This window comes from Burkholderia contaminans, assembly GCF_029633825.1.
Classification (GTDB): domain Bacteria; phylum Pseudomonadota; class Gammaproteobacteria; order Burkholderiales; family Burkholderiaceae; genus Burkholderia; species Burkholderia contaminans.
In genome coordinates, this window is the sequence record NZ_CP090641.1 from 1,212,395 (window position 1) to 1,226,510 (window position 14,116).

The 14,116-nt window shown below is 63.7% G+C and carries 5 protein-coding genes; 3 read left to right on the forward strand and 2 right to left on the reverse strand.

What is annotated here, in order from left to right; genetic code table 11:
* Positions 1 to 22 precede the first annotated feature (22 nt).
* Positions 23 to 1,183: an alpha/beta hydrolase family protein gene (locus LXE91_RS23170; RefSeq protein WP_039346676.1), complete on the reverse strand. Its 1,161-nt coding sequence runs from the start codon at positions 1,181 to 1,183 to the stop codon at positions 23 to 25.
* 87 nt (positions 1,184 to 1,270) lie between these two features.
* Positions 1,271 to 2,185 carry a SphA family protein gene (locus LXE91_RS23175; protein ID WP_039346677.1) on the reverse strand — a complete coding sequence of 305 codons (915 nt, stop codon included), beginning with the start codon at positions 2,183 to 2,185 and terminating at the stop codon, positions 1,271 to 1,273.
* A gap of 305 nt (positions 2,186 to 2,490) precedes the next feature.
* Here LXE91_RS23175 and LXE91_RS23180 point away from each other — a divergent pair, with 305 nt between their 5' ends.
* The 3 genes from LXE91_RS23180 to LXE91_RS23190 all read left to right on the forward strand — a co-directional run bounded on the left by LXE91_RS23180 (position 2,491) and on the right by LXE91_RS23190 (position 14,015).
* Positions 2,491 to 3,417 (forward strand): LysR family transcriptional regulator, encoded by a 927-nt coding sequence (locus LXE91_RS23180; protein ID WP_039346679.1) that lies wholly within the window; start codon positions 2,491 to 2,493, stop codon positions 3,415 to 3,417.
* Positions 3,418 to 3,733: 316 nt separating this feature from the next.
* Positions 3,734 to 4,636, forward strand: a complete 903-nt coding sequence (locus LXE91_RS23185; RefSeq protein WP_039346701.1) for a hypothetical protein — start codon at positions 3,734 to 3,736, stop codon at positions 4,634 to 4,636.
* Positions 4,637 to 5,864: 1,228 nt separating this feature from the next.
* Complete coding sequence (locus tag LXE91_RS23190) at positions 5,865 to 14,015, forward strand: ESPR-type extended signal peptide-containing protein (protein WP_135370741.1); 8,151 nt, start codon at positions 5,865 to 5,867, stop codon at positions 14,013 to 14,015.
* Positions 14,016 to 14,116 lie beyond the last annotated feature (101 nt).

Sequence of the window (14,116 nt, forward strand, 5' to 3'; positions counted from 1 at the left end):
GTGCTTGAGATGGGTGAATGAGTCAGAGCGAGGTGCGTCCGCCGAGCGTTTCGGCGATCCAGTCAGCGATGAAGTGCCCCGCGTTGATCGAGTTGTCGAAGCTCGAATGCTGGACGCCGCCTTCGCGCTCGGTGAAGATCTTGAGCTCGCGCTTGGGGCTGTTCACGAGTTGCTCGTACGTGCGATGAGCCCAGGCGACCGGGATCTGCGAATCCTGCGAACCATGCGTGACGAGGAACGGCACTTTGATACGATCGAGCACGCCGTCGAGATGCACGTCTTCGGCGATGCGCATGAAGTCGTCGATATCCTTCGCGCCCCAGACCCAGCAGACATGCTTCCAGTAGTGCGGCACCGGGAAGTTGCCTTCGCGCTGCAGGCGTTTTTTCTGGACGTCGCGCCAGTCGTGGTTGGCGCCCCACACCACACCGCAGGCGAAACGCGGCTCGAACGCGACTGCGCGCGGGCAGTAGTAGCCGCCGAGCGACACGCCCTCCATGCCGATCCGCTTCGGATCGACGTCGTCCCGGCCTTCGAGCCAGTCGACGATCTTGCTCGCCCAGACTTCCGAGTTGTATACGGCATTCAGGCCGTGCAGCCGCAACGCTTCGCCGGTACCGGGCTGGTCGACAATCAACGACGACACGCCGCGCGCGGCCAGCCAGGCCGGCAAGCCCACGAAGTACTTCATTTCCTTGGTCGAATCGAGCCCGTTGACCTGCACGAGCAGCGGGCTGCGCGCGTTGGCGTTCTTCGCTTTCACAAGGAGTCCGGACAGATGCGTGTCGCCGGACGGAATGGCGACGCGCTCGCAGTTTTCTCCAGAGAGTGCGATGCCATTGTCGAACGTATCGAGCGAGCGTTGGTAAAGATCGATACGCCCCGGGGCATCGTGCGCGAGCATGCGCTCGGCCGTGATCAGATAGATCGCGGCACGCTTGTACTTCTCGCCCGCCGACAACCGCCGCCCCCGGGCCTCGTCGTCCTGCGCGAGATCGCAAAGGCGATCGGCCTTCTCGACCCACGCTTCGCGAAACGCACGCGTGCCGTCGGCGTCCGGTTGCCTGGCCGCTTCCTGGAGCGGCCCACACATCTCCTCGATTTCACCGATGCGCGCGCCCATTTCGATGGCGAGATTGACGGACAGATTCCAGACGTAGTTGGTAGGAAAGTATCGGAACATGCTGATTGCCTTGATTGAAATTGCGTATTGCTCGATGACGGCGCCGATGACCGGTTCTCGCGCGCAGTCCGGCGCGCGACACGATGCTCAGCCCTTGTGCCCGAAGCCGGCCCACAACGGGATGGCGATGTTCAGCCACACACTGCTGCTCTTCGCCGTGTTTGCGGCATAGATGCCTTGCTGATAATTGAGGTTGACGTTCCAGCTTCTCGCGTCGTACACGATCGACGGACCGATACCGAAGGTCCGCATGCGATTGCCAACGCTCACGCCGCCGGCCTTGTCGTCGCTGAACTGGTTCAGGTACGCGCCGACCACGCCGAGTTTCCACGGGCCGAAGTTCCAGCCTGCGTTGAACTCCGCGACATAACCGTCGCCCGAGCTGTAGTCCGTCGTGCCGTTCTTCAGATTGAGCAGGAAGCGGTTTGCGAGCGCGACGTCGATTCCGTTGGGAACGTTGTAGCGAATCGAGATCACCGGCTGCACCGAGGTGTAGCCCACCGCGACACTCGACTTGACCGGGCTATAGGAACCCGTCTCGAATGCAACGTCGATGCCCGACGCAATCGCCAGGTTCGGCGAGAGATTCCATTGCAGCAACACGGGCGTCAGCGTGATGTTGGAGAGGCCGTTCTGCGTGCTCGACTGCCCGAACACGGTGCTGTGCAATGACACAACGGGAATGACCAGCTGCGTATAGACGTTTGCGCCGAGCAGATGGAACGGATACGCCGCCAGCAGACGCGTGGTTTCCGAAAACACCGACGTATGGAACGGAATCGGCAGTTTCTTGCCGTCGTTGCCATAGAGGCCGTTCGCAAAGCTGTAGTTGAACTGTTCGAGTGCGAACAGGCCGGGGATCGGCGGCAGGTTGGCGATATTCGTCCCCACCGCGCCGGCCGGATACGGTGAAACGCCGCCTTCGAACGCCAGTGCATCCTTCATCGAACCCGTCGCCAACACGGCGCAACCGACAACGGCTGCGATCAGTTTCGTGGACATGCTGTCTCCTCTTCCTGGAGGCGCGTTTGCGCCGCCTGGCATCTCTTTTAGTAGTGGAAAGCGCGGTGCAGACGGCCGAGGTACAGCGGTACGCTCGATCCGAAAATGACCTGACGCTGGCCTCCCGATACGATGCGCGGGCTGCCGTCGCGTCGAGATGTGGCTAGGTTAGGACAGGCTGATGTATGCTAAAAATGGATTCGATCCATTGCCGCTATCGACGGCATCAATACTTTCAGGTTAAACCCTGATATCGCATACGGCGCGGCCACGCGGTAGCGAAGAGGAGAACGGAGACAGCGCGCATGCGGTTCAACAAGCTCGACCTCAACTTGCTCGTGGCGCTCGACGCGCTCCTGAGCGAACAGAACATCAGCCGTGCGGCCGAAAAGATCCACCTGAGCCAGTCGGCGATGAGCAACGCGCTTTCGCGGTTACGCGAATACTTCAACGACGAACTGCTCGTGCAGGTCGGTCGCAAGATGGAGCCGACGCCGCGCGCCGATGCGCTCAAAGACGCCGTGCGCGACATCCTTGTGCGCGTCGACGCGACGGTGGCGGCTCAGCCCGAATTCGTGCCGGCGCACGCGAACCGGCTGTTCCGCCTGTTCGTTTCGGACTACACGATGACGACGCTCATGCCGCACCTGTTCGCGCTCGCTTACAAGGCAGCACCCGGCATCCGCTTCGAGCTGCGCCCGCAAATCGCGTATCCCCACCGCTTGCTGGAACGCGGTGAAGCGGATCTGCTGATCATCCCCAAGGAGTATTGCTCGACCGAGCATCCGGCCGAGGTATTGCTCGAGGAAACCTACTGCTGTGTGATGTGGAGCGACAGCCCCCTCGCGCAAGGCGAGATGACGAACGAGCGCTACATGGCGGCCGGGCACGTCGTCGTGCAGGTCGGCGACGCACAGGCGGCGATCGAAGACTGGTTCATGCAGCGGCTCGGCGTTGTGAGGCGGGTCGAGGCGAGCACGTACAGCTTCGTGTCGCCGGCGCACCTGCTGGCCGGCACGAACCGGATCGCCACCATGCACCGGCGGCTCGCCGAAGAAGCCGCGCGCAGCCTGCCGATCGTGCTGCGCGAGGTACCGGTGCCGGTCCCGACGATGGAGCAGGCGATGCAATGGCACAAGCACCGAACCTCGGACCCCGGGCTCACCTGGTTGCGCGGGCTGCTGAAAGAGGCTGTCGCGAAGATGGACGAAGGGCGCCATGACGCTCGCTGAGCCGGCTCACGCCGGCCTGGCTTCGGCGAGAACGAAGGGATCCCCGTGATTGGCCGCGTATCGACGCGGCGCAGATGCCTGCAACCGCCCTTGTTCACGCTCGACAGCGGTTGGCGTACGGAAGTGATGCTGGCTGCGTCCACCGAGAGATAGGGCACGACAACCACTACCGCATGGGAGCCGTCTCGCTCGCCTTGGATGCCGATCCGCTCTGCCTTAGCGACAAACGACACCGGCGTGCCCATGGCCGCTCGAAAATACGCGTTTACGGAAGCTATGCAAAAATCTTTCGACCCGTAAACGTATGACCAAAGCCATGAGTGACACGCTGCAGGAACAGCATGCAGCGGCAGATCATGCAATGCGCAACTGGACCTTCGAGAGGCAAGGTCCGGTCCGGATCGGTTCCGATGCGCACATGCAGATGTTCTGCCGCATGCTGCTCGACACACACAATCCGTACAAGCCGGCAGTAATCGACTGGCCGGCGCTCACGCCCGCCGAGCTCAAACGGCTCACGTCGCTGCCGATCTGGGACATCGCGGTGCAGACCGAAGGCCGCGCATCGATCCGCGTGGCCACCTATGCGGCGACGATCGGCGATCCGCTGCTGCGCCGCGCACTCGAGATGGACGGCGGCGAGGAAGGGCGCCACAAGGTCGTGCTGTCGAAGCTCGTCGAGGCATACGGCATCCGGCTCGCCCCCGAGCCGGCCTACCCGGCGCCGAAAGATCCCGAGTGGTGGTGGATCGTCACGGGCTTCAGCGAATGCATCGACAGCTTCTTCGCGTTCGGCCTGTTCCGTTCCGCGCAGCGCTCCGGCTATTTCCCGCCCGAACTCGTCGACACCTTCGAGCCCGTGATCCAGGAAGAAGGCCGCCATATCCTGTTCTTCGTGAACTGGTACGCGTGGTACTGGCGTTCGCTCCCGTGGTGGCGCCGGCCGTGGTTCTTCGCGCGGGTCGCGGCCGTGTGGGTGCATTTGATCCGGGAGCGCATCGGCATCGCGCGCGGCATCGATTCCGACGGCGTCGCGCGTGACGCGAACTTCCCGGCGACCGGCACCGCCGATATCGGCGATGCGCTCAACCCGCGCGAGCTGATCGAACTGTGTCTCGCCGAGAACGACCGGCGGATGGCCGGCTACGACAAGCGCCTGCTGCGCCCGATGTTTGTGCCGCGCATGGCGCGGCTTGCGCTGCGGTTTCTCAAGAAGTAAAGGCCACCGCGCCGGGCGGAAGTCCGGTTGGCCCGGTTGTCCGGTCGGGCAACCGGGCAACGCCTTCGTCGACGCTCAAAACCTCGGGCCGCCGAATTCAACCGGGATCCGGGCGTCGGCAACGGCATCGCCAGCATCCGGCCGTGCAGCAAGCGATACGCGACGATCGACGCATCCGTCCCGTTCGGTGGCCCGCGCCCGGGTCGCGTTCGAACTTCGCTGCGCGGTCGTTGCACTTCCATGGCGAGCCGCGTTACTGGGCTACCCCGTCCGCCGTCCGCTCGAGGCCGCCCCATCGCATCCGGTGTGGAACCTTGCCGACTGCAGAGCCCTGCCGGATGTGGCGCGCCGGACACACTCACTCCCGCCCTTTTTTCTTCGGCGCTTGGGCGCACGCGGACAAATTGTCACACCCAGGATTTGACGATTCGGGGACATGGCCGACGGCACCGGACAGCCTCTTTAACAACCTGTCGCCGCCAGACGCACCATCGACGCAGATCACGCCTGCCTGACGGATTTGCCCCGTCGCTGAACCCCATTCGATTGTCACAGTCGCGGAAATAGTCAATAGGACAAATTCGAAAGGTGAATGCTGACGATCCGATCCACCGCGTTGTAGCACTTTTTTACAAATTCGACGCACCGACCGGCCCGAAACGCCCGTCACTCGGGCTATCGCAGCGGACCGGACGCGCAAATCAGCACAGCCCGACGTTCGACATTTCAAATTAAATTGATTTAAAGATAATCCGAAAAATCAATTAAAAGCCAACAAATAAATATTCAATTAACAAGTTAACAAGATGGGGGTCGCATTATCCAACCTAACACCAAGAAACATTACAATCTCGAAACTTCCACCCACTCCGCAAACGTTTGCTATTTCATTTGTCTTACAATTCGGCGATTCTGTTGTGTTACCCACCGCACAAAACAAACATAACACCATGATTTTTATACGAAAAATCATGAAAGGCGCCGCAGTTCAAAACCATTCACTAAACATTCTTACGTCTTACAAATACATTCTGAGTCAATGCATCAAAACACGACCCATTAACCATCCTTTAACTTTCCAAACGCTCTATTTATCACTTTTTATCAATCTGAAAAATCCGCCTCCAATAAACTCCGCCCATCAATTTTGAGATTCGCGCGAGCGCACGGAGTATTCCTCTAACAAAAGAGACCGGTGTGTGGCGTGCATATTTGGAGGTAGCTGGACATGAACCGCACATACCGCTCGATCTGGAACGAATCCCTCGGCGCGTGGGTTGCTGCATCGGAACACGACTCGGCACGGGGCAAGCCAAACAAGTCGGCCGTCGTGAAGGCCGTCGCGGCCGCGATCATGGTCGCCGGGGCGGCCGGCGGCAACGTCGCCTACGCGCAGTGCTCGACATCCGGCTATAGCGCCGGGGGCGGCAATTCGACCAGCTCGACGTCGATCGCCATCGGCTCCGGCTCCTTCGGCTCGTGCGTGCCGGGCCAAAGCCCGACCGCCTCCGCCGGCGGCGCGATTGCTATCGGCGCGAACTCACCGACCAACACGGTCGCCAGCGGGTCCAACTCGACGGCATTCGGTACGGGGTCATCGGCCACCAACACCGCATCGTCCGCATTCGGCCAAGGTACGTCGGCAACCGGTCAGTTCGCCACCGCCGTCGGCAGCGGCACGAAGGCAACCGGCAACTACGCCACCGCGATGGGTAGCACCAGCGCGGTCAACGGCATCCAGACACTCGCGTCCGGCGCCGGCTCGACGGCGATCGGCAGCAACTCCACCGCTGGCGCGCAGGCGACCGCACAGGATTCGATCTCGATCGGCGGCCAATCGTCGGTCACCTCGAGCGCAACGTCCGGCATCGCGATCGGCCGCGGTGCGACGACGAACGGCGCATACGGCATCGCTCAGGGCGATGGCGTCGTTTCCGGTGCAACCGGCCAGAACGTCGCCATCGGCTCGTCGGGCACGACCGCCGACAGCGGTTCCGCGACGGGCGGCGCCGTGGCGATCGGTCGTTCGCAGACGGCCAGCGGCGACGGCGCGGTCGCGCTCGGCACCAGCAACTCGGCAAGCGGCACGGGCGCGGTCACGCTCGGCAGCGGCAACTCGGCAAACGGCACCGGCGCGGTTGCATTGGGCAGCGCCAACAGCGTGACGGGGGCGGGTTCGGTCGGTATCGGCAGCAGCGCCAAGTCGACTTACGCGGGCTCGACCGCGATCGGCGCTTCGTCGTATGCGGGCGGCGCTTCGGCACCGGCTTCCGCTTACGGCAACGGCAGCTCCGCGACGGCGAACTATGCGACCGCGATCGGTGTCAATGCCAGCGCAGCTGGCGGCGGCAGCGTGGCGCTTGGCGTGGCCACCGCAAGTGCGCTCCAGAGCGTGGCGATCGGCCAGCAATCCACGGCTTCCCAGGCCGGAAACATTTCGATCGGTTCGTTTGCGACGGCCAGCGGCAACGGCAATGCGGTCGCGATGGGTTACCAGTCGACGGCTTCGGCCGGCAACGCGATGGCGCTCGGCTACCTGTCGACGGCCAACGTGGCCAATTCCGTTGCCCTTGGCAACAACTCGGCAACGATTGGTGCGGCGAACACGGCGACCGGCGGCACCGGTTCGGTCAGCTCCGCCACGATCGGCAGCCAGACGTTCGGCAACTTTGCCGGCGCAAGCGCTGCCAACGGCGTCGTCAGCGTCGGTACGGCGGGCAACGAGCGCCGCATCCAGAACGTGGCCGCTGGTCTCGTCACGTCGACCAGCACCGATGCGATCAACGGCAGCCAGCTCTACTCGGTAGCAAGCACGACGACGTCGAGCATCACGAGCCTGTCGACGTCGGCTTCGACCGGTTTGTCGTCGGCGAATAGCTCGATCACTTCGCTGTCGACTTCCACGTCGACGGGTCTGTCGTCGGCTACCAGCTCGATCGGTTCGTTGTCGACCGGCCTCTCGTCGACCAATAGCTCGGTCACGTCGCTGTCGACTTCCACGTCGACGGGTCTGTCGTCGGCTACCAGCTCGGTCGGCTCGCTGTCGACTGGCCTCTCGTCGACCAATAGCTCGGTCACTTCGCTGTCGACTTCCACGTCGACGGGTCTGTCGTCGGCTACCAGCTCGATCGGTTCGTTGTCGACTGGCCTCTCGTCGACCAATAGCTCGGTCACTTCGCTGTCGACTTCCACGTCGACGGGTTTGTCGTCGGCTACCAGCTCGATCGGTTCGTTGTCGACCGGCCTCTCGTCGACCAATAGCTCGGTCACTTCGCTGTCGACTTCCACGTCGACGGGTCTGTCGTCGGCCACCAGCTCGATCGGCTCGCTGTCGACTGGCCTCTCGTCGACCAATAGCTCGGTCACTTCGCTGTCGACTTCCACGTCGACGGGTTTGTCGTCGGCTACCAGCTCGATCGGTTCGTTGTCGACGGGTCTTTCGTCGACCAATAGCTCGGTCACCTCGCTGTCGACTTCCACGTCGACCGGTCTGTCGTCGGCCACCAGCTCGATCGGCTCGTTGTCGACGGGCCTTTCGTCGACCAATAGCTCGGTCACCTCGCTGTCGACTTCCACGTCGACGGGTCTGTCGTCGGCTACCAGCTCGATTGGCTCGTTGTCGACCGGCCTGAGCTCGACCAACAGCTCGGTCACGTCGCTGTCGACCTCCACCTCGACGGGTCTGTCGTCGGCTACCAGCTCGATTGGCTCGCTGTCGACCGGCCTCAGCTCAACCAACAGCTCGGTCACTTCGCTGTCGACTTCCACGTCGACGGGTTTGTCGTCGGCTACCAGCTCGATTGGTTCGTTGTCGACCGGCCTGAGCTCGACCAACAGCTCGGTCACGTCGCTGTCGACCTCCACGTCGACCGGCCTGAGCACGATCACGACCAAGACGAACAACCTGGGCACCAGCACGGCGGCGGCACTCGGCGGCGGGTCCACGTACGACCCGACGACCGGGACGGTTTCCGCGCCGGCGTACACGACCTATAACGCGAACGGCACGACGTCGACCGCCAACAGCGTCGGCTCGGCGATCAACAACATCAACAGCCAGGGCATCAAGTACTTCCACGCGAACTCGACAGGCGCCGACAGCACCGCGACCGGCACCGACGCTGTCGCCATCGGCACCGGCGCCGTCGCCGGCACGAACAACTCCGTCGCACTCGGCGCCAACTCGGCGACGGCCGCGGCCAACCCCACGAGCAGCGCAACCGTCAACGGCGTTACGTTCAGCGGATTTGCCGGCGCCACGCCGGTCGGCACCGTCAGCGTCGGCGACCTCAACAAAGAACGGCAGATCACCAACGTCGCCGCCGGTCGGGTGACCGGGACCAGTACCGACGCGATCAACGGTAGCCAGCTCTATTCGGTCGCCCAAGCGGTTGGTAGCGCGACCAGCGCCATTTCATCGCTGTCGACTTCGACCTCGACGGGTCTGTCATCGGCCAACAGCTCGATCGGCTCGCTCTCGACCGGCCTCTCGTCGACCAATAGCTCCGTCACGTCGCTGTCGACCTCGACCTCGACGGGTCTGTCGTCGGCTACCAGCTCGATCACCTCGCTGTCCACGTCGACCTCGACGGGCCTGTCGTCGGCTACCAGCTCGATCGGCTCGTTGTCGACGGGCCTTTCGTCGACCAATAGCTCCGTCACTTCGCTGTCGACCTCGACCTCGACGGGTCTGTCGTCGGCCAACAGCTCGATCACCTCGCTGTCCACGTCGACCTCGACTGGCCTGTCGTCGGCTACCAGCTCGATCGGCTCGTTGTCGACGGGCCTTTCGTCGACCAATAGCTCGGTCACCTCGCTGTCGACCTCGACCTCGACGGGTCTGTCGTCGGCTACCAGCTCGATCACGTCGCTGTCCACGTCGACCTCGACGGGTCTGTCGTCGGCCAACAGCTCGATCACGTCGCTCTCGACCGGTCTCTCGTCGACCAATAGCTCGGTCACTTCGCTGTCGACCTCGACTTCGACGGGCCTGTCGTCGGCTAACAGCTCGATCACCTCGCTGTCCACGTCGACCTCGACGGGTCTCTCGTCGGCTAACAGCTCGATCACGTCGCTCTCGACTTCGACTTCGACCGGCCTCTCGTCGGCTACCAGCTCGATTGGCTCGTTGTCGACCGGCCTTTCGTCGACCAATAGCTCGGTCACTTCGCTGTCGACCTCGACCTCGACCGGCCTGTCCTCGGCGAATAGCTCGATCACCTCGCTGTCGACGTCGACTTCGACGGGTCTCTCGTCGGCTAACAGCTCGATCACGTCGTTGTCCACCTCGACTTCGACGGGCCTGTCGTCGGCTAACAGCTCGATCACCTCGCTGTCCACGTCGACCTCGACGGGTCTCTCGTCGGCTAACAGCTCGATCACGTCGCTCTCGACTTCGACTTCGACCGGCCTCTCGTCGGCTACCAGCTCGATTGGCTCGTTGTCGACCGGCCTTTCGTCGACCAATAGCTCGGTCACTTCGCTGTCGACCTCGACCTCGACCGGCCTGTCCTCGGCGAATAGCTCGATCACCTCGCTGTCGACGTCGACTTCGACGGGTCTCTCGTCGGCTAACAGCTCGATCACGTCGCTGTCCACCTCGACTTCGACGGGCCTGTCGTCGGCCAACAGCTCGATCGGCTCGCTCTCGACCGGTCTCTCGTCGACCAATAGCTCGGTCACCTCGCTGTCGACCTCCACGTCGACGGGTCTGTCGTCGGCCAACAGCTCGATCACGTCGCTGTCCACCTCGACTTCGACGGGCCTGTCGTCAGCCAACAGCTCGATCGGCTCGCTCTCGACCGGTCTCTCGTCGACCAATAGCTCGGTCACCTCGCTGTCCACCTCGACTTCGACGGGTCTGTCGTCGGCCAACAGCTCGATCACGTCGTTGTCGACCTCGACCTCGACCGGCCTGTCGTCCGCTAACAGCTCGATCACCTCGCTGTCCACCTCGACTTCGACGGGCCTGTCGTCGGCCAATAGCTCGATCACGTCGTTGTCGACTTCCACGTCGACCGGCCTCTCGTCGGCTACCAGCTCAATCGGTTCGCTGTCCACGGGCCTCAGCTCGACGGATAGTTCGGTGACATCGCTGTCGACTTCCACGTCGACCGGCCTCTCGTCGGCGACCAGCTCGATCGGTTCGTTGTCCACGGGTCTCAGCTCGACGAATAGTTCGGTGACGTCGCTGTCGACCTCGACCTCGACGGGCCTCTCGTCGGCTACCAGCTCGATCGGTTCGCTGTCCACGGGCCTCAGCTCGACGGATAGTTCGGTGACGTCGTTGTCGACTTCCACGTCGACCGGCCTCTCGTCGGCTACCAGCTCGATCGGTTCGCTGTCCACGGGCCTCAGCTCGACGAATAGTTCGGTGACTTCGCTGTCGACCTCGACCTCGACGGGTCTCTCGTCGGCAAACAGCTCGATCACGTCGCTGTCCACGTCGACCTCGACGGGCCTGTCGTCGGCTAACAGCTCGATCGGCTCGCTCTCGACCGGTCTCTCGTCGACCAATAGCTCGGTCACGTCGCTGTCGACCTCGACCTCAACGGGGCTGTCGTCGGCCAACAGCTCGATCACCTCGTTGTCGACCTCGACCTCGACGGGCCTGTCTTCGGCCAACAGCTCGATCACGTCGCTGTCCACGTCGACCTCGACGGGCCTGTCGTCGGCCAACAGCTCGATCACGTCGCTGTCCACGTCGACCTCGACGGGTCTGTCGTCGGCCAACAGCTCGATCACGTCGCTGTCGACCTCGACGTCGACGGGCCTGTCTTCGGCTAACAGCTCGATCACCTCGCTGTCGACTTCGACCTCGACGGGCCTGTCTTCGGCCAACAGCTCGATCACGTCGCTGTCCACGTCGACCTCGACGGGGCTGTCCTCAGCTAACAGCTCGATCACGTCGCTCTCGACTTCGACCTCGACGGGCCTGTCGTCGGCCAACAGCTCGATCACCTCGCTCTCGACGTCGACCTCGACGGGCCTGTCGTCGGCCAACAGCTCGATCACGTCGCTGTCGACTTCCACGTCGACCGGCTTGTCGTCTGCCAACAGCTCGATCGGTTCGCTGTCCACGGGCCTCAGCTCGACGGATAGTTCGGTGACGTCGCTGTCGACCTCGACCTCGACCGGCCTCTCGTCTGCCAACAGCTCGATCGGTTCGCTGTCCACGGGCCTGAGCTCGACGGATAGTTCGGTGACGTCGTTGTCGACCTCCACGTCGACCGGCCTCTCGTCGGCAACCAGCTCGATCGGTTCGCTGTCCACGGGTCTCAGCTCGACGAATAGTTCGGTGACTTCGCTGTCGACTTCGACCTCGACCGGTCTCTCTTCGGCGAACAGCTCGATCACTTCGCTGTCGACTTCGACCTCGACCGGCCTCTCGTCGGCCAACAGCTCGATCGGTTCGCTGTCCACGGGCCTCAGCTCGACGAACAGTTCGGTGACTTCGCTGTCGACCTCGACCTCGACGGGTCTCTCGTCGGCCAACAGCTCGATCACCTCGCTGTCGACCTCGACGTCGACGGGCCTGTCTTCGGCCAACAGCTCGATCACCTCGCTGTCGACTTCGACCTCGACGGGCATCAACTCGCTGTCCACCGGCCTGAGCAGCACGAACAGCACGATCCTGTCGCTGTCCACGTCGACGTCGACCGGCATCGGCTCGCTGTCCACCGGCCTGAGCAGCACGAACAGCTCGGTGTCGTCGCTGTCGACCTCGACCTCGACCGCGATCAATGACGCGAAAACGCACTACTACAGCGTCAACGACAACGGCGTGCAGCAAGCCAACTACGACAACAAGGGCGCGACGGGCATCAACGCCCTCGCAGCCGGCGTGAACGCTAGCGCGGCAGGCAACAGCAGCGTGGCAGTCGGCGACGGTTCGAACGCGCAGTCGGCAGGCGCGGTCGCCATCGGCCAGAACGCATCGGCAACGGGCGGCAAGGCCGTGTCGATCGGCTCCGGCAACACGGCAACCGGCGACGGCGCGGTCGCGATCGGCGACCCGAGCATCGCTACGGGTACCGGCGCGGTGGCGATGGGCGCGAACGACACGGCGACCGGCAACGGCGCAGTGGCGCTCGGCAACGCGAACACGGCCAACGGCGCGAGCGCACTTGCACTCGGCAGCTCGAACCAGGCCACCGCGGACAACACGATCGCGCTCGGCAACCAGGCCACGGCAAGCGCCACCGGCGCGCAAGCGTACGGCTCGGCAGCGCAGGCAACCGCGGCCGACGCACTGGCCTTCGGCACGAACGCACAGGCCAACGTCGCCAACTCGATCGCACTCGGCGCGAACTCGGTCACGAGCGCCGCGAACCCGACGTCGAGCGCCACGATCGGCGGCGTCACGTACCCGTTCGCAGGCGGCTCGCCGGTCGGCGTGGTGAGCGTCGGCGCACCGGGGGCGGAACGCCAGATCACGAACGTCGCCGCGGGCCGGATCTCGGCCAGCAGCACGGACGCGATCAACGGCAGCCAGCTCAACGCGACGAACAACGCGATCAACACGCTGTCGACGTCGACCGCGTCGAACGTCGCATCGCTGTCCACGGGCATCAACTCGCTGTCCACCGGCCTGAGCGCGACGAACAGCAACGTGGCCTCGCTGTCCACGTCGACCTCGACCGCGATCAACTCGCTGTCGACGGGCCTGAGCACGACGAACAGCAACGTCAACTCGCTGTCGACGTCGACCTCGACGGGCATCGGTTCGCTGTCCACCGGCCTGAGCACGACGAACAGCAACGTGGCCTCGCTGTCGACCGGCGTGACGAACATCAACAACCAGTTGAACCAGTTGTCGACGACACTCAACAACAACACGACGCGTGCGGCGAACAACAACGGCGTGGCGGCCGACATGAATGGCACCGGCACCGACCACCCGACCGTCACCGCCGGCTCGAACTCGGTGGCGATCGGCGCGAATTCGACGGACGGCGGCCGCTCGAACGTGGTGTCGGTCGGTAGCGACACGCAGCAGCGCCAGATCACGAACGTCGCGCCGGGTACGCAAGGCACCGACGCGGTGAACGTGAACCAGCTGACGCAGGTGCAGACGACGCTGTCGACGGCACTGTCGGGCCAGCAGGCGCAGATCAACTCGCTGGGTTCGCAACTGCAGCAGACCGACCAGATGGCGAAGCAGGGTATCGCGGCCGTCGGCGCGATGGCATCGATCCCGCAGCTCGATCGCGATGCCAACTTCGGGATGGGCGTGGGTACGTCGACCTTCCTCGGCCAGAAGGCGATGGCGGTCAACATGCAGGCTCGCATCACGGAGAACCTGAAGGCGTCGATCAACGGCGGCTTCAGCGGCGGTCAGAAGGTGATCGGCGCCGGCATGCTGTACCAGTGGAAGTAACGCGTCGCGCCGCCAGGCCGCCCGGCACGCCAGCCGGACGGCCCGCGGCGGCCCCGACGGCCGGACGAGCCCGCCGCGCCACCCGCGGCGGGCTTCAGTCA